Genomic DNA, 18,241 nt, shown 5'->3' on the forward strand with positions numbered 1-18,241 from the left:
GAGTGGTGACCCTCGTCGCTTTTTCGCGGTTTCAATGACAGGTCATTACCCTCTGTGATCCGCAACACTCCAGCTACGGACTTGCGGCCAGGAACACGAAAGCCGCGAACAACGCCAGGTGAACGCCGCCCTGCAGCAGGGTCGAGCGGCCGGGCACGATGGTCAGCGTGCCGACCACGACGGTCAGCGCGAGCAGCACCATCTGCGTGGCGCCGAGACCGAGCACCAGCGGACCGCTCAGCCAGATGGTCGCCAGCGCGATCACCGGAATGGTGAGGCCGATACTGGCCATGGCCGACCCGAGCGCCAGGTTCAGGCCGATCTGCACCTGGTTGCGGCGCGCGGAGTTGTACGCGGCCAGCGTCTCGGGCAGCAGCACGAGCATGGCGATCGCCACGCCGACCGCCGAGGGCGGCAGACCGGCCGCGGCCACGCCCCGCTCCAGCGCGGGCGAGACCACCTTCGCCAGCCCGACCACGCAGACCAGCGCCAGCACCAGCAGACCCAGGCTGATCACAGCGGCCCGGTTGGACGGCGCGGTGCCGTGACCGGTGTCGGCGTCGTCGACGGCCCCCGCCTCCTCCACCGGGAGGAAGTCGTCGGGATGCCGCACCGTCTGCACCATCACGAACAGCAGGTACAGGGCCAGCGAGGCGACCGCGGCGAAGACCAGCTGCGCGGGCGAGAACTCCGGGCCCGGCTTGCTGGTGGTGAAGGTGGGCAGCACCAGGCTCAGCGTCGCCAGGGTCGCGACGGTGGCCAGGGCGGCGCCGGTGCCCTCGGAGTTGAACACCGCGACCCGCCTGCGCAGCGCGCCGACCAGCAGCACCAGACCGAAGATGCCGTTACAGGTGATCATCACCGCGGCGAAGACGGTGTCACGGGCCAGTGACGCCGCCTTGTCGCCTCCGGAGATCATCATCGTCACGATCAGCGCCACTTCGATCACGGTGACGGCCACGGCGAGCACCAGCGCGCCGAACGGTTCACCGACCCGGTGCGCGACCACCTCCGCGTGGTAGACCGCGGCCAGCACCGCACCGATCAGCGCGATGTCGACCAACACCACCACGACTCCCGGTACGTCCCGCCCCCAGGTCGCGGCGAGCACGAGGGCGGCGAATATCGGGATATACAGGGTCCATCTGGTCCTCAACGCGGCAATCATGATCTCCATCGTCCCAGCTACGCGCGAGTGCACCGGGATACGCGGCCGCGAAGATCGCCGGATGGATTCCCCGGACCGCCTCGATGGGGAACAATTCAGCCCGTGCGGACCCAGTTCACCCTCGAGCTCGTTGCCCTGTCCAACGATCTCACCCTGATGTCGCGCCTGGCTCATGATGCGACGGAGCGGATCACCGAGGCGCTGGCAGGCGCCGACCTGACCGCGACCTACGAGGTCTTCGCCATCGACGAACAGCTACAGCAGATGTTCGCCGCCTGCGAGAACCGCACCATGGCGCTGCTGGCCCTGCAAGCGCCGGTCGCGCGCGACCTACGTCACGTGGTCACCGCGATCCAGATCGCCGGCGAACTCTCGCGGATCGGCAGGCGCACCGAGACCGCGGGCCAGTACGTGTACCGCGCCCATCCGCGCGCGGTGGCGCCGGAGCCGGTCATCACCGAGCTGGTGGCGATGGGCGCCCTGGCCGCCGAATGTGTTGCGCGGGTTGGTGCTTCGGTCGCGACCGGCCGCTTCGCCGAGGACGACGGCACCGCGGCGGAGTCCATGGACGTGCTGTGCAGACAGCTGCGCACCGTGCTGGCCACGACCGGGACGGACGCGGGCGCGGCGATCGATCTGGCCCTGCTGGGCAGTCAGTTCCAGCGCTGCGTCGACCACACCGCCCGCATCGCCCGGCTGATCCGCTTCCTGGACACCGGAATTCCGCCGGAGACGGGCACGCTGGCCGACTGATCCCTCAGTCGAGCAGCGAAAACCGGCCCGAGCCAACCAGCGCCGTGATCGCCGCGATCTTCTCCCGCGGCGCCGCGTAATCCGGGTGCGCCGCGAGGACGGCGGCCGCGTCCCGCAGCCGGCTCAGCTCTTGTGCCGCCTCGGCGACCGTGCGACCACCTTGCCGCACAGCGTGTTTCGTATAGGCGGGTTGCGCGACATCGATCCGACCGAGCTCGCTCGCCCTGGCCACCCGGCGGGCGCACCGGCACGGCGCCGCCGGATTCACCAGCCCGCAGGAGGAGCGCAGGAACGCGCCGAGCCGTTGTTTGGCCCGCTCCCAGCGCTTTTGATACGCGGCCGGAGTGATATCGAGCACCCAGGCCGCCTCGGCCGCCGAGAGCCCGAACAGATCACCGAGGACGAAGGCGACCCGCTCGTCGCGGCTCAGGCACTGCAGTACCGCCTGGGTGCAGCTGAGCCGGACCTCCTCGGCGAGCAGCGTGGCTTCGGGACCGCGATAGTCCTCGGTGGCCAGACCGTCGAGCAGATTCGCGCCGAAATCGTCGAGACTGAGCTGCGCGTTCTCGGCGGCCGAACGCCGGTGCTGCGAGATCAGATAGTTGGCGCCGACCCGGTAGGCCCAGGTGAGCAGCTTGGCTTCGCCGCGCCACGTGGACAGCCTGGTGACCACCCGGATCAGGATCTCCTGCACCGCGTCCTCGGCGTCGGCCGGGCGGCCGGTCATCCGCAAGGCCAAGCGGTACAGGGGATCCTGCACCCGGCCGATCACCTCGGCCAGCGCCGCCTTGTCGCCGTCGACGGCGCGGGCAACCAGCTGGGCCTCCTCGGTCTCCATTCCACCATTGTCGCCGGTCAAGCCCGATCGAGCAGCCTGTGCCGGGCCAGCCATCCCGCAACGGATTTCGCGATGGCTTCCGGCTGGTCCTCTGGCGCGTGATGCGAACCCGCACCGACCGATTCGACCTCGATGTCGGCGAATGTCCGCGCCGCCCACTCGATCACCTCGGCGCCGCCGAGCCCGATCGCGGGTTCCACCGTCATCAGCAGCTTCGGCACACCCGCGCTCGCCGCCATCCACTCGCCGTAGGCGTTCACCCTGGCCACCACGTCGGCGGGTTCGCCATCGAGCGGGAACTCCCTGGCCCAGGCCAGCATCGGTGCCCGCGATGCCGGAGTGGGATACGGGGCGCGATAGGCGTCGAGATCGGCCTCGCTGAGCGCCGGGACCAGCGTCGGCAGGTTGTATTCGATGAATTTGTTCTCGTTCAGCACGGCCTGTTCGCCCGCGGGAGAACGGAACATGCGGAACATCTCGGCCGAGCGGGCGGGCAGCTCCGACCAGCTCAGCGGGCGAAGGAAGGTCTCGATGACCGCGATGCCCGCGACCCGCCCGGGGTGACGGGCGGCGAAATCCATGGCCAGGGTGCCGCCCCAGTCGTGGCCGACCAGGATCGGGTCGGTCAGGTCGAGCGCGTCGAACCAGGCGTCGAGGTAGCGCGCGTGATCGTCGAGGCGGTAGGCGATGTCGGGTTTGCCGGAGGCGCCCATGCCGATCAGGTCGGGGGCAAGGCAGCGCGCGTGTTCGCGCACGACCGGCAGCACATTGCGCCACAGGTGGGAGCTGGTCGGGTTGCCGTGCAGGAAGACGACGGGGCGGGTATCGGCACCCGCGTCGCTGTAGGAGATGAACGAGTCGATGACGTCGACGGTCGGCATGGCCGGTTTCCCTTCGGTGAATGATCCTTCCCTGGGTTGGACGCGGGGAACCGACCGGAGCCGACAGAGATTCGACGTGATCCGCGTCACTCCCGGTTTACGCGACGTTTCCGCTGGTCACCTCCGTCGATAGGTGAACGCTATTGAGCCGCAATTTCTTTGCACTGCCGTGTGCGGAAGGTCATAGCCGACAATCAGTTACGACACAGCGTGCGGCCGTTAGGTTGTGCCGGTTCAATTTCGACGAAGGCATGTGGGTGGTACGGGCATGAAGTGGTCCTCGATCAGCGGCTCTCCTCTGGGCCGGGCCCTGCTCGCCCTCGCCGCGGCGATCTGTCTCGGCATCGTCGTGACCGTGGCGAATTCGCTGCTGGACAAGGTGGATCCCACCGCGCCCGGACCGGGTCCGGCGAATGCCGCGACGGTGTCGGGCAAGGAGATCGGCGATCTGGTCGGCAAACTCGTCGTCGCCAAGGAAGGCCCGATGACGGGCTACACCAGAGAGAAGTTCCCGCACTGGGACACCAGCAAGCCAGAGCACGGCTTCGGCGGCGACCTCGCGCAGTACGCCAAGTGCACCACCCGCGAGGTGATGATGCTGCGCGACGCCACCGGCAAGGTCACCCTCGACCCGAAGACCTGCGAGCTGAAGATTCCCGCCGGCGCGGGCTGGCAGGACCGCTACGGGTTCGTCGACAAGAAGACCGGGCAGCTCGGGCCGTACAAGTTCATCACCGATCCGGCCAAGGTCGACGCCGAGCACATCGTCGCGCTGGCCGAGGCGTGGCGCTCCGGCGCCGCCGACCGCGACGAGGACACCCGCCGCCGCATCGCCAACGACTCGCTGAATCTCGTCGCCGCCGACCCGTCGGCCAACCGCTCCAAGGGCGATCAGGACCCCGCGAACTACCTGCCGCCCGGCAATTTCCGGTGCGCCTATATCGAGCATTACGTGAAGGTCAAGATAAAGTACGCGCTGACCGTTGATACCGCCGAGCACACCGCGTTGCGCACCGCAGTCGACGACTGCCTCCGCCGAGGAGAGTTCACATAAGCGAGACGATCGAGATCACCGCCGAGAGCGCCGTCATGACCGAAGAGGAAGGGACGGTGTCCGGCGAGCTCGATGTCATGCTCGATGATTCGGGCAAGGGCCTCGTCCGCTACCGCGGTACCGACACCTGGTACACCATCGGCAACATCGAGGCCGAACCCCCGCGCGTGTGGGACAGCGTCGCCGACCTGGTGAAGGCGATCAAGAAGGTCGCCGGCACCCGCGATGTCGCCGGGAACACGGTGGTCTTCGAAGCCTGAGCCCGCGGCTGGCAATCTGGTAGTTATGCCGACTGCCTCTGGAAGACCCCCGTCCGACGACGTCGCGTGGTCCGCGCTCGGCCGGCGGCTGCCCCTCGCTACGACGCTGCTCGCGACCGCCGCGGTCCTCGTCGTCGCGCTCACCTGGCAGGTCAACAATGACGCGGGCATCATCCGGATCGACCCGAGGGTGCTCGACTGGATGATCGCCCACCGCGGCGACCCACTGACCTCGATCGCCAGGGTGGTCACCGATCTGGGCGACACCCTGTCGATGACGATCCTCGCGGCGATCACCGTCGCCTGGTTCGCCTGGCGGCGCAACTGGCCGACCGCGGTGCTGGTCGCCGTCACCTCGGCGGGCGCGGGCGTGCTGGTCTTCGTGGTCAAGCGGATCGTCGGCAGGCACCGGCCACCCGAGCTGACCCGCCTCGTCGTCGAACCGAGCCTGTCCTATCCGTCGGGCCACACCCTCGGCACGACGGTGGTGGTCGGCATCGTCGCGCTCACCGTCATCCCCAGCCTCCGCCACACCGCGGTCCGGGTAGCCGCCACCGTGTTCGCGGTGGTGTTCCCGATCGCGGTCGGCCTGTCCCGGGTCTACCTGGGCGTGCACTGGTTCACCGACGTCCTCGCAGGCTGGATCTTCGGCCTGTTCTGGCTTGTCCTGTGCGTCACCGTGTTCGCCTGGGTCTACCGCGAGTACTCCCCCGACGATCAACTCACCGAAACCACCACCTTGCCGAACGCAGCCCCCGACCGCAGGTAGTCGTCGGCAGCGACCATCTCGCCGAACCCGAATTCACGGTCGATCACCGGGCGCAGCCGAACGTGCCGGTCCGGCGACCGACCGCGGTCCGCCGGATCGCAGGCCCGGTAGGCGCGTTCATCGCGAGCCCTCGATGAACTGGTGATCGGACACGATGCGGCCGTCGGTGTCGAGGGCGAGCAGGTCGAAGCCACCGCCGGCCGCGGTGCCGTCGTCGCGCCGGGTCATCGTCCAGGCGATGCCGACCGTGTTGGCGGGGAGTTCGACGGCGGGCCCGGCTGCCGCGAAGACGAAGTCGCCGGAGGCGAGGAACATTTCATAGGCGCGGGTGGCGCGGCGATCGAGCGCGTCGTGTCCATGCACGGCGAGCGCCGGGACGGGGAAGGCGAGTTCGATTGCGGCCTTGCGGATTTCGAGGGGCGGATCGACCAGGAACTGCGCGCCGTCGACGGCGAAGAGCTGCTCGATCAGGGTGCGGCGCGCGGCCGGGTCGGATTCGTTCCAGAGGGCCACGTAGGCGGTGGCGAGGTCGTTGATGCTCATGGCGACAACTGTGCCGTGGCCCGCGATTCCCCGCGATTCCCTGCGGGGAATGACGGGCCATCGGCTCATTTCCCGTGGGAATAGCGTGCTGCCCGCGCACGGTTGACTCGACCCATGACGATCGCGCTGTCCACCACCGCCTTCGGTCCGCAACTGCGGCATTGGCGCACGCTGCGCCGGGTCAGTCAGCTCGACCTGGCGATCCGCGCCGAGACGAGTCAGCGCTACCTGAGCTTCCTCGAACAGGGCAGGTCCCAGCCGGGCCGCACGATGGTGGTTCGTCTGGCCGAATCGCTCGAGCTGACGTTGCGCGACCGCAACAACCTGCTGCTGGCCGCCGGCTTCGCCCCGGTGTTCCCCGAAAGCGATCTGGCCGCACCGGAATTGGCGCCGGTGCGCGAGGCGCTCAGTGCCGTCCTCGACGGGCACCTGCCGTACCCGGCGCTGGTGGCGCGCCCGCGCGGCGAACTGGTCACAGCCAATGCCGCGTTCGACCTGTTCACCGATGGTGTCGCCGACGACCTGCTGCGCGCGCCGATGAACGTCCTGCGCCTGGCCCTGCATCCCGACGGCGTCGCGCCACGCGTGCGCAACCTGCCCGAATGGGGCAGGCACATTATCGACTCGTTGCGCAGCCGCGCCGCCCACACCCCAGACCCAGCCCTCGACGAACTGATCGCGGAGCTGTCCGGCTACCTGCCCGCCGCCGCTCCCGGCCCCGACCACCTCGGCTTCGCCGTCCCGCTGCACCTGCGCACCGACGACGGCGACCTGCGCCTGATCACCACTCTCACCTCGTTCGCCACCGCGACAGACGTCACCATCGCCGAACTCCACCTCGAGGCGTTCCTGCCCGCCGACGCGGAGACCGCCCGCATTCTCCGGCTGCGCGCCGACCGCCGCTGAACTCCCGATCCATAGGCTGTCGCTATTTCCGGGCGAGGATACCGAGTACGCCTTGATCGCGTTGTGCGTGAGCGATAGTCCCTGTGCCGCGGCGAGCCCCTCGGTCGTGATGATGACCGAGGGGCTGCCCGGATCAGCGGGTGACGGCCACCAGCTCCCGCTGCACCGGCGCGTCCCAGTCGATGCGGTAGCGACGTTCGGCGCCCATCGTCTTCTCCGGGTTCATCACCGTCTTGACCATCAGCGGCATCATCGCGTTCATGATCCTGCGGGCGAACGGGCCCGGCGTCTTGCTGTGGTTGACCTTCGCCGCACGGGCCGCGATGCCCTCCACCCTGGCTCGCCGCAGCTGCTCGTAGGCCGCGAAGGCCGCGGTGGGCGTGTCGATATCGCGCAGGCAGCGGGACAGCTGCACGGCACTCTCGATCGCCAGCGACGCGCCCTGACCCGAGCTGTTCGACGGGGCGTGCACCGAATCGCCGACCAGCACCATCCGGTCGCGGTACCAGTGCAGGACCGGCGGCATGATGTGCAGGGCCCCGGTGATCTCCAGGTTCTCGGCGGTGGTGCGGCGGGCGAACTCGCCACCCGGGGTGTCGGGCGCGTAGGTCTCGCGCAGCACCCGCAACCAGTGCTCGGCCGGGACCGCGCGGGCCTCGGTCAGCGAGTAGTACTGCTTGCTCGGCAGATTCGCGCCCCAGGCGACGCGGCCGTCGGCGAGCCGCCAGTACAGGTAGTAGGCCTTGGTGCCGAACGCGAACACCATGGTGTCGGCGGGCAGGTCGAGATCGCAGTCGACCAGTGCGCCGAAGCCGAGCATGCCGGTGTAGTCGGGGCCGGGCGCGGCCGGATCGATCAGGCTCCGGACGGTGGACCGGATGCCGTCGCAGCCGACCAGGATGTCGGCGGACGCGGTCGAGCCGTCGGTGAAGTGCGCGGTCACGCCGTCGGCGTGCTCGTCGACGCGCACCAGGCGCTTGTCGTAGGTGAACGGCACGCCCGCGGCGACCGCGTGATCGTGCAGCGTGCGGTGCAGTTCACCGCGATCGACGACCTGCAGCGGCGGCTGATCGGCCAGCACCGGCAGGATGTGTTCGCGGCCGCCGACAGCCAGCCGCATCCCCTGGACGGGCAGCGCGATCCCGCGCACCGCGTCGCCTGCGCCGATGATGTCGAGGGCCGCGACCCCGTTGGGGGCGAGCGCGAGCCCGGAGCCGATGCCCTCGGACGGCCCGGAGTAGGCCTCGTAGACATGGGCGTCGATGCCTGCCAGTCGCAGGGCGGTCGCGGTGACGGGTCCGGCGATGCCACCGCCGATGACCAAGGCGGAACGGGTTGTGGACATGAGTGATCTCCAGATCTGTGTCTGCGTCACCCGGGCTATTCTGTGGTTGCCAGCCTCGTAGCCGGGTGCGCATGCGTGTGAGCACGGTGTCGGGACGGTTCTCGGACTCGGTGGGGTGTTGCCGCACACCACCGGGTCCGGGTCTTTTCGGGGAGAGCTAGTCGTTCCCCCTTTCGCCGAATTCGGGAATCCGGTCGGCGGGCATGCCCTCGGCATGCCACTGCCGCCACATCTCCAGGCCTTCGAAGGTGCCCGCGCGCAGTTCGTCACGCAGCGAGCGCGCCCACCGCGCTTCGGCTTCCAGCATCGCGATGCCGAATTCGGTCTCGACGAGGAACAGCCGGGGCAGGGTGCCCGCCAGCACGGTGAGCTCGGTCTTCGCGCGCTCGACGGCCTCGTCCAGCGCGGCGATCCTGATGCCGAGCAGCTCGACCACCTCGTCCGGCGGGAGCACAGCCAGGATCGACAGTCCGGCGGTGAACCGGTGGTGTTCAGGTTCGGGCGAGGCGAGCAGTTCCCTGGTCCAGTCGGCCATCTCGGCGCGCCCGGCATCGGTGATCCGGTAGATCACCCGTTCGGGGCGGGCGCCGTCGCGTTCGCTGCCGACGACTTCGAGGAAACCGGCCTTGGCCATGTTCTGGACGACCGTGTAGAGCGAACCCCACTTGATGTCCATGTCCTTGTCTTTGCCATGGGCTCGCAGGGTGGCGGCGATCTCGTACCGGTGCATCGGCCGCTGCACGATCACCGACAGCACGGCGAGCGCGAGCAGATTGTTCACCTTGCGCTTCGTAGCCATGACCACCTCCTTACTCGTCTACGAATATACGTCTACGAGTATTCGGTGGGCAAGGCCTGTCCAGTGGACTGGACGGAATCAGACCTTGGCGACCTCGACGCTGTCGGCACCCTGCTCGAGCAGCTTGCCCGCGATATTCGACAGCGCCTCGTCGAGCAGCGCGCGATCGGCGGGATCCTGGTAGTTCCAGTCGTCGAGCCGATCACCCAGCCAGCGCCGCCAGCCCGCCCGCAGCTGGTCGACCTCGCCGCGGCCCCGTTCGGTCAGCGCCAGCGTGCCCGCGTCGTCGAGCAGCAGCCCGGCGTCGACGGCCTGCCGGAACACCGGCGAGAGCACCTCCACCGGCAGCCGGTGCCGGAAGGCGATGCCGTGGACCTTCGCTGGCAGGCCCTGCTTGTCGTAGAGGTAGACCTGCCCCAGCGCCCAGGCGGTGTCCGGCCCGAGCGAGCTGCCCGACGCCGCGATGAGTTCGGGGATGATCGGTTTCTGCGCCCTGGCCTTGCGCACGGTCGCCGCGACCGCCCGTTCCAGCTGCACCACCCGGTCGTCGGAATCGGGCACCGAGAAGCCCTCGCCGATATCGTCGGCGCCGTGGCGCGCGCTGTCGCGCAACCGGACCTGCGGAAGGAACCAGGCGACGGCGAACCCGAGCAGCGCGACCGGAACCACCCAGCGGAACACGTAGTTGATCGAGTTCGCGTAGGCGTCGACGACCTGCGCCGAGAGTTCGAGCGGCAGCTCACGCAACACCTTCGGATTCGCCGCCGCCTCCGGGGTGATACCGGGCGTCTGCCGCAGCGCCTCGGCCAGCGCCGTCTTGCTCTGGTTGTTGTAGAGCGTGCCGAACACCGCCGTGCCGAACGCGCTGCCCAGCGTGCGGAAGAACGTCACGCCGGAGGTAGCGGTGCCGAGGTCGGCGTAGGGCACCGTGTTCTGCACGACGATGGTGAGCACCTGCATCGACAACCCGAGCCCGGCGCCGAGGATCAGCATGTACAGCGATTCCAGCCAGACGCTGGTCTCGCGGCCCATCGTCGACATCAGGGCGAGGCCGACGGCCATCACCGCCATGCCGACGATCGGGAAATACCGGTACTGCCCGGTGCGCCCGACCACCTGCCCGGAGAAGACCGAGGTGATGAACAGGCCGACGACCAGCGGCAGCGTCCGCACGCCCGACACCGTCGCCGTCGCGCCGTCGACGTATTGCAGATAGGCGGGCAGATACGTCATCGAGCCGAGCATCGCGAAGCCGACGATGAAGCTGAGCACCGAGGACACCGTGAACACCCGGCTGCGGAACAGCCGCATCGGCAGCATGGGCGCCACCGCCCGGTTCTCCACCATCACGAACGCGACCAGCAAGACCGCAGCCAGCGCGAACAGCCCGATGATCTGCCAAGAGCCCCAGGGATATTCGTTGCCGCCGAACTCGAGTCCGAGGATCAGCGCCGAGACGCCGAGCGCGACAAGACCGATGCCGAGGTAGTCGATCACCGGCCGCGCGACCGCGCGCAGACGCGGCAGCGTGCGCGCCGCCATCGCGATCATGATGATCGCCAGCGGCACATTGACATAGAAGCACCAGCGCCAGCTGGCGTGGTCGGTGAACAGCCCGCCGAGGGTGGGGCCGACGACGGTCGTGATGCCGAAGACCGCGCCGAGCGCGCCCTGGTACTTGCCGCGTTCGCGCAGCGGGATGGTGTCGGCGATCAGGGCCATCGAGGTGACCATCAGCCCGCCGGCGCCGATGCCCTGGATGCCCCTGGCCAGGATCAGCACACCCATGCCCGGCGCCATGCCTGCCAGCGCCGAGCCCGCGATGAAGATGACACCGCTGAGCTGGAACAGCAGTTTGCGGCCGAACAGGTCACCGAGTTTGCCCGCGAGCACGGTCGCGACGGCTTCGGCGAGCAGGTACGCGGTCACCACCCAGGCCATGTGGCCCGCGCTACCGAGATCGGCGACGATCGACGGCAGCGCCGCCGACACGATGGTCTGGTCGAGCGCGGCCATGAGCATGCCGAGAACGACCGTCGCGAAGACGATATTGATCTTGGCCTTGCTCATCGGCTCGACGGGCTCGTCTACAGCAACACCATCCGCCATTGCCCCAGTATGGGCGTTCGGGCCGCTCCCGATACTTCAGTGACACGGCAGCAAATCGATACCGGAGCTCACCGCACCGCGTAGTCGCCGAGCCCCGGTTCGAGCGCGTCGAACGCGATCCGGGTGTATTCGCCCAGGGCCGTGGCGATCTCGTCACCGGATTCGCCGTCGAGCGTGCGGCGCAGGATCTCCTCGAACAGCACCCGGTGGACGCCGGCGAGCTGGGCCGCGGCGACCCGCGGGGTGATGTCGTCGGGCGCGGCGCCGGTGGCCTCGGCGAGCGCACGCGCCAGCGCGGCCTCCCTGTCTTCGTGGAACTCGCGCAGCCGCGCGGTCAGCGCGGGACTGTCGGTGATCATCTTCGCGAACGGCGCTCCGCTGAAACCGATCACCGGATCCTGCGCTGCCACCGCGGCGAGGTAGGCGCCGCGCAGCGCGGCCAGCGCCGATTCACCCGGCGCACGTCCCCGCACGACCGCGGCGAGCTGCTCGGCGAAGACCTCGCCGAGGTCGAGCGCCAGGTCTTCCTTGCGCGGGAAGTAGTTGGTGACGGTCATCTTGGCGACATCGGCGGCCGCGGCCACATCGGCGATCGTCACCTTGTCGAACCCGCGCTCGAGGAACAGTTCGGTCGCCTTGTGCGAGATCTGCTCCCTGGTCTGCTGCTTCTTCCTGGCTCTGAGCCCCTGCTGCGTCGTCATGCCGGAAGCATATCTGAAGTCGTACCAAATTTATGCTTGACATATTTTTAGGTTGAATCTAAGTTTGTTCTCGTTGCCGCCTCTTGCATGGGAGTTCTTCTTGACCGTCACCGCCGATCCCATCCGCGACTACCTCACCGCCATCGCCCGCACTCCCCTGCTGACCGCCGGGCAGGAATACGCGCTCGCGGCGCGCATCGCCGCCGGCACGGCCGCGCGCACCGAACTCGACGAGAATGCCGCCGTCGGTATCGAACTCACCGCGGCGCGGCGAGAAGAGCTGCGCCGCACGGAGATCGACGGGCTGCGCGCGAAAGACCATATGGTGCGGGCGAATCTGCGCCTCGTCGTCTCCATCGCGCGGCGGTTCCCGACGAACACGGGCATGTCGCTGCTGGATCTGATCCAGGAGGGCACCCTCGGGCTGATCCGCGCGGTGGAGAAGTTCGACCACGAGCGCGGGCTCAAGCTGTCCACCTACGCGACGTACTGGATCCGGCAATCGATCGGCCGCGCCCTCACCGATCATGGCCGCACGATCCGGCTGCCCTCGAATGTGGCCGATGTCCTGCACCGAGTGATCCGCGTCCGGCGCGAGCTCACCCATCAGCTCGGCCGTGCGGCCACCGTCGAGGAGCTGGCGACGGCCGCCGAGCTCACCGTCGGCCAGGTCGAGGCGATGCTGCGCTACGAGGCCGAGCCGGTGTCACTGCACGCGCCGATCGGCGAGGACACCGAACTGGGCGCCCTGCTGCCCGATACCGCGCCCGCCCCGGCGGACACGGTCGCCGAGCGCATGCTGCCCCGCTATGTCGAGGCCGCGCTCGGCGTGCTCACCGAGCGCGAGTCCGCCGTCATCCGCCTGCGCTTCGGTCTCGATCGCGGTGAGGGCCGCACACTGGAGGAGGTGGGTTCGGAGCTGGGCGTGTCCAGGGAACGCGCCAGGCAGATCGAGGCGAAGGCGATGTCGAAGCTCCGCAGGCCCGCCTGCGCCAGTACGCTGACAGGGCTGCTCGACTGAATACTTCCTTCCGATCTTACTCCGGAGTAAGGTCGGCGCATGGCATGGAAACCAACTGACATCGCGGACCAGACCGGGCGCACGTTCGTGATCACCGGGGCCAACGGCGGCCTCGGTACCGAAACCACCAAGGTGCTGGCGGGCAAGGGCGCCACCGTGATCATGGCCTGCCGCAACGCGGCCAAGGCCCAGCCGATCGCCGACGCCATCCCCGGTGACGTCCGGGTGGCCGCCCTCGACCTGGCCGACCTGGCTTCCGTGCGCGCATTCGCCGAGCAGCAGGGCGAATTCGACGTGCTGATCAACAACGCGGGCCTGATGAACATCCCGTTCTCGCGCACCGCCGACGGCTTCGAGACCCAGTTCGGCGTCAACCACCTCGGGCATTTCGCGCTCACCGGCCTGCTGCTCGACCGGATCACCGACCGGGTGGTCACCCTGGCCAGCATCGCGCACAAGCAGACGCCCAAGCTCTGGATCGACGACCTCAACTACGAGAACCGCCGCTACCAGCGCAACCTCGCCTACGCCCAGGCCAAGCTGGCCAACCTGATGTTCGGCCGCGAGTTGCAGCGCAGGCTCACCGAGGCCGGGTCGGCCAAGAAGTCCTACGCGGTGCACCCCGGCGTCTCGGCGACCGACCTGTTCGCCCACACCGAGACCCCGCTGGACCGGATCAGCAAGCCGTTCATCAAGCTCATCGGCCACCCGCCCGCCAAGGCCGCCCACTCGTCCCTGTTCGCGGCCACCGAACCGGCCGCCGACCCGACCGTCTACTGGGGACCCAAGAAGTTGATGCAGTCCCAGGGCCCGGTCGAGCCGTGCCCGTCGAGCGCGATCTCGCGCAATCCGGAACTGCAGCGCAGGCTGTGGGAGGAATCCGAGCGGATGACAGGCATCAGCTACAAGTTCTGACGGTGGGCCACGGGCCCGGCTATGACGCCCCTCTCAGCTGCGACCTGCTCCTACGCACGCTGTAGTAGCCGGGTACCGTGGAGCGCGTGTCCGCTTCTTCTCCCCGCCCGGCGCACAATCGACCGGCCCTGATCGCGCTGGTCATCGTTGTCGCGCTGGGCTGCCTCGCGCTGGCCTGGTGGCAGTGGGAGCGGTTCGAGTCGGCGTCGGGTACCGGCCAGAACCTCGGCTACGCGATGCAGTGGCCGCTGTTCGCCGCGTTCGCGGTGTTCGCCTACGTCCGGTTCGTGCGGCTGGAACGCGAGGCCGAGGAACCGGCACCGCGCACAGCCGAGGCCGAGGCGCCGCGCGAGATCCCCGCCGGGATCCTGCCCGAACGGCCCAAGGCAGCGCCCGCCGACGACGCGGAAACGATCGCCTACAACCAGTACCTGGCACAACTGCACGCCAACGACATCGATGCGCAGGTCCGCTCGGCCGGTCTGCACGCCACTGAGAGGAACGCCGGGTGACCGACAACAACACCACCGCACCGTCGCTGGAGAAGGAGACCGGCGCACCGGCCGCCGGCGCGGGCACGGCCAAGATCGCCCCGGCGCTGCAGCGCTACCGGGTGCTGGCGTGGGTCACCGGTCTGTGGCTGCTGCTGCTCACCATCGAGATGATCGCCAAGTACGGCTTCGGCGTCGACACCCCCAGCTGGATCGCGGTCGTGCACGGCTGGGTCTACTTCGCCTACCTGCTCGTCACCGCCGACCTCGCGGTGAAGGTCCGCTGGCCGATCGGCCGCACCGTCGGCACCCTCATCGCAGGCACCATCCCCCTGCTGTCCTTCTTCGTCGAGCACCGCAACGCCAAGGACGTCAAGCAGCAGTACAGCCTCTGACCCCATCCACGACAGCGCCGCCGCCCCGATTCCGGAGCGGCGGCGCTGTCGTTTCCCGATCAGGCCAGGGCGGCGAGTGCGGGGATGAGCTGGGTCAGTGCCCGGCCGCGGTGGGAGACGGCGTCTTTTTCGGCCGGGGTCAGCTCGGCGGCGCTGCCGGGGCCGCCGTCGGGGCGGAAGAGCGGGTCGTAGCCGAAGCCGCCATCGCCGGCGGGTTCGCGGGCGATGGTGCCGCGCCATTCGCCGCGGACCACGGTGGTCGTTCCGTCGGGCAGGACCAGGGCGCAGGTGGAGACGAAGGCGGCGCCGCGGCGTTCGTCGGGGACGTCGCCGAGCTGGCCGAGCAGCAACGCGTTGTTGGCGGCGTCGTCACCGTGGCGGCCCGACCAGCGCGCCGAGAGCACACCGGGCATGCCGTTGAGCGCGTCCACCTCGATCCCGGAATCGTCTGCCACACACGGCAATCCGGTGGCGACGGCACCGTCACGGGCCTTGGCGATCGCGTTCTCCTCGAAGGTGGCCCCGGTCTCGGGCGCCTCCTCGTACGGCGGCACGTCGGCCAGGCTGACCAGGTCGATTCCGGCCACGCCCGCCTCGTCGAGGATCCGGCGCAACTCCTTCAGCTTCTTGGCATTCCGGCTGGCGACCAGCACACGCACGGCCACGGCTACTTCTTCGCGGCGGGCTCGGGCAGCGCGCCCGGGTAGGGCAGCGCCAGCGCCTCCTTCTGGACCGCGAACAGCTGCTCGCAGCCGGCCAGCGCGGAGTCGAGCAGCTTGTCCAGGGTCGAGCGCGGGAACGTCGCGCCCTCGCCGGTCCCCTGGATCTCGACCAGGGTTCCGGTGTCGGTGGCGACCACGTTCATGTCGACCTCGGCGCGCGAATCCTCCTCGTAGGGCAGGTCAAGGCGCACCCGGCCGTCGACCACGCCGACGCTGACCGCGGCGATCATGCACGAGATCGGCTGCGGGTCGGCCAGTTTGCCCGCGGCGGCCAGGTAGGTCACCGCGTCCGAGAGCGCCACGTACGCGCCGGTGATCGCGGCGGTGCGGGTGCCGCCGTCTGCCTGCAGCACGTCGCAGTCCAGCGCGATGGTGTTCTCGCCGAGGGCGGCCAGGTCGATGCAGGCGCGCAGCGAACGGCCGATCAGCCTGCTGATCTCCTGGGTGCGCCCGCCGACCTTGCCCTTCACCGACTCACGCCCGCTGCGGGTGTGGGTGGCGGCGGGCAGCATCGCGTATTCCGCGGTGAGCCAGCCGAGCCCGGAATCCCGGCGCCACGGCGGCACACCCTCGGTGACACTGGCCGTGCACATCACCCTGGTCTGCCCGAACTCGACCAGCACCGATCCCGCCGGATGCGTGGTGAAGCCACGGGTGATCCTTACCTCGCGGAGTTCGTCATCCGCCCTGCCATCGGCTCGTCTCGACACAGTGTTGGATTATGCCCGCCTTCGCGGGCATGTGTTCGCGGCCCCCTTGTGGCCCGGGCCGCGAACGCCCTCCCCAGGGGTCGGGGTGTTGCTTCCGAAAGGATTTCGGCTAGAGGTCGAAGGTTTCGCCCGGGGATACGGCGTGGACCGGCCCGGAGAAGGCGGCCTTGGCCTCGGCGATCACATCCTCGCGCGAGGTCCACGGTGGAATGTGGGTCAGCAGGAGTTCCTTGGCGCCGGCGCGGGTGGCGATCTCGCCCGCCTCGGTGCCCGAAAGGTGAATGCCGGGTGGGCGATTGGCCGGATCGTGGGTCCACGAGGCTTCCGCCATGAGCACGTCGGCGCCCTGCGCCAGGTCGACGACGGCGTCGCACATGGCGGTGTCGCCGGTGTAGACGAAGACGCGGCCGTCGGCGGCGGTGATCCGCAGGCCGTAGGACTCCGGCGGGTGGTACATCCGGCGGGCTTCGACCGTATGGCTTGGACCGAGCGGCACCGGGACGTTCTCGACCCAGGCCTGCGAGTCGATGACATCGGACCAGTCGTCGGTCTCGCCGCCGATCTCGGCGGAGGCGTTGCCGATGCGCAGCGCGGCATCGGAGGGACCGCGCACCAGTGCCTGCCCCTGCGGCGGGTTCGGGTGGTAGCGGCGCCACACCAGCAGCGCGGGCAGATCGAGGCAGTGATCGGCGTGCAGATGGGTGAGGAAGATGTCGACGTCACCCGGGTTCATGTACTTCTGCAACGCCCCGAAGACACCGGGACCGAAGTCGATGACGGTGGGCCTCATATCAGGGCCGGTCAGCAGGTAGCCCGACGCTGGGGCGTCCGGGCCGGACACGCTGCCCGAGCACCCGAGGACGGTAAGGCGCATGCCCCCATGCTGCCACGACGTGCTGGTGCTCAATGCAGGATCCCCCCATTTTCCAGACCGGATCCCCGGCTACCGCGTAGGTACTGCGCGGACGGCCGATGCTCCACGGCGGCGTCGACGTTCATCACCAGAGAGTACCCAGCCCGCGAAGACTCCACCCACCGCCCCGAAAAGATGTCCCTGCCAAGAAATTAGGGGGTCGCTGGGCAGCACGCCCCACAGCATGGAGCCGTACAGCAGGAAGATCACCACGCCGAGCACGATCTGCCCCACATTGCGGGCGAACCACCCACGGCAGATCAGATAGGTCAGCCAGCCGAACACCAGCGACGACGCGCCGACGTGCACGCTGCCCGACGAACCGGTCAGCCAGGTCCCGACACCGGCGACCACCCAGATGATCGCGGTGGCCGCGATGCCGCGCCCGATCCCGGACAGCAGCACCAGGAAACCGAGGATGAGCAGCGGCAGGGTGTTGGCCATCAGGTGGTCCCAGCCGCCGTGCAGCAGCGGCGCCCAGAGGATGCCGTCGAGCCCGTCGGCCGCGCGCGGCTCGATGCCGCCCGCGTCCAGCTGACCCGGCGCCCCGGCGGGACGATCGTGCGAGAGCACCGCGTCGACGCCCTCGATCAGATACAGCGCGCCGACGAACCCGAGGATCACCACCGCGGCCCTCGCCCAGACCCCGGCGCCCGCCCGCTTGGCCGGCGTTCCCGCCCCGGTCCGCCCCTGCAACCCGGCGATCCGATCCGGATCGAACGAGGCCCCGATTCCACCCACCGACATCGCCTCCGCTCAGGCCGACCGATCCCGGCCACTCCAGCCAAGGGTACCGACTTACCCGGCCCGCACGCCCGACCTCGAGGAGGGCAGGCCGACGCAGTCGGCCGTCGCGGCCGTCCCGCCGGTCAGGCGCCGTTGCGTACGCGACGAAGGAGCTTGCAACGGTGCCTGACCGGCGGGACACAAGGGGCCGCGACCTCGAGC

General features: G+C 69.1%; 21 protein-coding genes. 9 read left to right on the forward strand and 12 right to left on the reverse strand.

All coding sequences use genetic code 11. The features are described from left to right. Positions 1-73: 73 nt before the first annotated feature. The gene (locus ACWF82_RS31330) at positions 74-1,177 is read right to left on the reverse strand and encodes a calcium:proton antiporter (RefSeq protein ID WP_452507060.1); all 1,104 of its coding nucleotides are present in this window, start codon (positions 1,175-1,177) and stop codon (positions 74-76) included. A 93-nt stretch (positions 1,178-1,270) separates the two neighbouring features. On the opposite strand from ACWF82_RS31330, the gene ACWF82_RS31335 reads away from it, so the two are divergent. Continuing rightward, on the forward strand, positions 1,271-1,921 hold the full coding sequence (locus ACWF82_RS31335) for a phosphate signaling complex PhoU family protein (RefSeq protein ID WP_452507062.1): 651 nt from the start codon (positions 1,271-1,273) through the stop codon (positions 1,919-1,921). Positions 1,922-1,925: 4 nt separating this feature from the next. Here the strand turns inward: ACWF82_RS31335 and ACWF82_RS31340 are convergent, their stop codons facing one another. Together ACWF82_RS31340 and ACWF82_RS31345 are read right to left on the reverse strand one after the other, a co-directional pair. Further along, positions 1,926-2,759 (reverse strand): RNA polymerase sigma factor, encoded by an 834-nt coding sequence (locus tag ACWF82_RS31340; protein WP_452507064.1) that lies wholly within the window; start codon positions 2,757-2,759, stop codon positions 1,926-1,928. Between the two features lie 17 nt (positions 2,760-2,776). Then, the gene (locus ACWF82_RS31345; RefSeq protein WP_452507066.1) at positions 2,777-3,640 is read right to left on the reverse strand and encodes a haloalkane dehalogenase; all 864 of its coding nucleotides are present in this window, start codon (positions 3,638-3,640) and stop codon (positions 2,777-2,779) included. 268 nt (positions 3,641-3,908) lie between these two features. Here ACWF82_RS31345 and ACWF82_RS31350 point away from each other — a divergent pair, with 268 nt between their 5' ends. Genes ACWF82_RS31350 through ACWF82_RS31360 form a run of 3 tightly spaced genes read left to right on the forward strand, consistent with a single transcriptional unit; the run spans position 3,909 to position 5,723 of the window. After that, on the forward strand, positions 3,909-4,694 hold the full coding sequence (locus ACWF82_RS31350; protein WP_452507068.1) for an HNH endonuclease family protein: 786 nt from the start codon (positions 3,909-3,911) through the stop codon (positions 4,692-4,694). 35 nt (positions 4,695-4,729) lie between these two features. Continuing rightward, entirely contained in the window at positions 4,730-4,954 is a 225-nt protein-coding gene (locus ACWF82_RS31355; protein ID WP_189034732.1) for a hypothetical protein, read from the forward strand. Positions 4,955-4,979: 25 nt separating this feature from the next. Beyond that, positions 4,980-5,723 (forward strand): phosphatase PAP2 family protein, encoded by a 744-nt coding sequence (locus ACWF82_RS31360; RefSeq protein ID WP_452507070.1) that lies wholly within the window; start codon positions 4,980-4,982, stop codon positions 5,721-5,723. Between the two features lie 117 nt (positions 5,724-5,840). Here ACWF82_RS31360 and ACWF82_RS31365 read toward each other — a convergent pair whose 3' ends face one another. After that, positions 5,841-6,266 carry a hypothetical protein gene (locus ACWF82_RS31365; RefSeq protein ID WP_452507071.1) on the reverse strand — a complete coding sequence of 142 codons (426 nt, stop codon included), beginning with the start codon at positions 6,264-6,266 and terminating at the stop codon, positions 5,841-5,843. Between the two features lie 114 nt (positions 6,267-6,380). On the opposite strand from ACWF82_RS31365, the gene ACWF82_RS31370 reads away from it, so the two are divergent. After that, a complete protein-coding gene (locus ACWF82_RS31370; RefSeq protein WP_452507073.1) occupies positions 6,381-7,172 on the forward strand; it encodes a helix-turn-helix domain-containing protein in 792 nt (263 codons plus the stop codon). A gap of 133 nt (positions 7,173-7,305) precedes the next feature. Here ACWF82_RS31370 and ACWF82_RS31375 read toward each other — a convergent pair whose 3' ends face one another. The 4 genes from ACWF82_RS31375 to ACWF82_RS31390 form a co-directional block, all read right to left on the reverse strand. After that, positions 7,306-8,517 carry an FAD-dependent oxidoreductase gene (locus ACWF82_RS31375; protein ID WP_452507075.1) on the reverse strand — a complete coding sequence of 404 codons (1,212 nt, stop codon included), beginning with the start codon at positions 8,515-8,517 and terminating at the stop codon, positions 7,306-7,308. A gap of 157 nt (positions 8,518-8,674) precedes the next feature. After that, the gene (locus ACWF82_RS31380) at positions 8,675-9,316 is read right to left on the reverse strand and encodes a PadR family transcriptional regulator (RefSeq protein WP_452507077.1); all 642 of its coding nucleotides are present in this window, start codon (positions 9,314-9,316) and stop codon (positions 8,675-8,677) included. A 78-nt stretch (positions 9,317-9,394) separates the two neighbouring features. Next, entirely contained in the window at positions 9,395-11,425 is a 2,031-nt protein-coding gene (locus tag ACWF82_RS31385; protein WP_452507079.1) for an MDR family MFS transporter, read from the reverse strand. Between the two features lie 68 nt (positions 11,426-11,493). Next, positions 11,494-12,126, reverse strand: coding sequence for a TetR/AcrR family transcriptional regulator (locus tag ACWF82_RS31390; RefSeq protein ID WP_452507080.1), 633 nt, complete (start codon positions 12,124-12,126; stop codon positions 11,494-11,496). A 100-nt stretch (positions 12,127-12,226) separates the two neighbouring features. On the opposite strand from ACWF82_RS31390, the gene ACWF82_RS31395 reads away from it, so the two are divergent. From ACWF82_RS31395 to ACWF82_RS31410, 4 genes are all read left to right on the forward strand, one after another. After that, entirely contained in the window at positions 12,227-13,147 is a 921-nt protein-coding gene (locus tag ACWF82_RS31395) for a sigma-70 family RNA polymerase sigma factor (RefSeq protein WP_452507082.1), read from the forward strand. Between the two features lie 39 nt (positions 13,148-13,186). Beyond that, a complete protein-coding gene (locus ACWF82_RS31400) occupies positions 13,187-14,062 on the forward strand; it encodes an oxidoreductase (RefSeq protein ID WP_452507084.1) in 876 nt (291 codons plus the stop codon). 77 nt (positions 14,063-14,139) lie between these two features. Continuing rightward, positions 14,140-14,574 (forward strand): transcriptional regulator, encoded by a 435-nt coding sequence (locus ACWF82_RS31405; RefSeq protein WP_452507085.1) that lies wholly within the window; start codon positions 14,140-14,142, stop codon positions 14,572-14,574. Positions 14,575-14,600: 26 nt separating this feature from the next. Continuing rightward, entirely contained in the window at positions 14,601-14,948 is a 348-nt protein-coding gene (locus ACWF82_RS31410; protein WP_452507094.1) for a DUF3817 domain-containing protein, read from the forward strand. 59 nt (positions 14,949-15,007) lie between these two features. On the opposite strand, the gene rdgB is transcribed toward ACWF82_RS31410, so the two are convergent. The 4 genes from rdgB to ACWF82_RS31430 all read right to left on the reverse strand — a co-directional run bounded on the left by rdgB (position 15,008) and on the right by ACWF82_RS31430 (position 18,025). Next, on the reverse strand, positions 15,008-15,613 hold the full coding sequence (gene rdgB / locus ACWF82_RS31415) for an RdgB/HAM1 family non-canonical purine NTP pyrophosphatase (RefSeq protein WP_452507087.1): 606 nt from the start codon (positions 15,611-15,613) through the stop codon (positions 15,008-15,010). 2 nt (positions 15,614-15,615) lie between these two features. Then, positions 15,616-16,380, reverse strand: coding sequence for a ribonuclease PH (gene rph / locus ACWF82_RS31420; RefSeq protein ID WP_379311345.1), 765 nt, complete (start codon positions 16,378-16,380; stop codon positions 15,616-15,618). A gap of 109 nt (positions 16,381-16,489) precedes the next feature. After that, positions 16,490-17,254: a cyclic nucleotide-degrading phosphodiesterase gene (locus ACWF82_RS31425; protein WP_452507090.1), complete on the reverse strand. Its 765-nt coding sequence runs from the start codon at positions 17,252-17,254 to the stop codon at positions 16,490-16,492. A gap of 69 nt (positions 17,255-17,323) precedes the next feature. Further along, positions 17,324-18,025 (reverse strand): rhomboid family intramembrane serine protease, encoded by a 702-nt coding sequence (locus ACWF82_RS31430; protein ID WP_452507095.1) that lies wholly within the window; start codon positions 18,023-18,025, stop codon positions 17,324-17,326. Between the last annotated feature and the right edge of the window lie 216 nt (positions 18,026-18,241).

The organism is Nocardia sp. NPDC055053 (assembly GCF_053608285.1).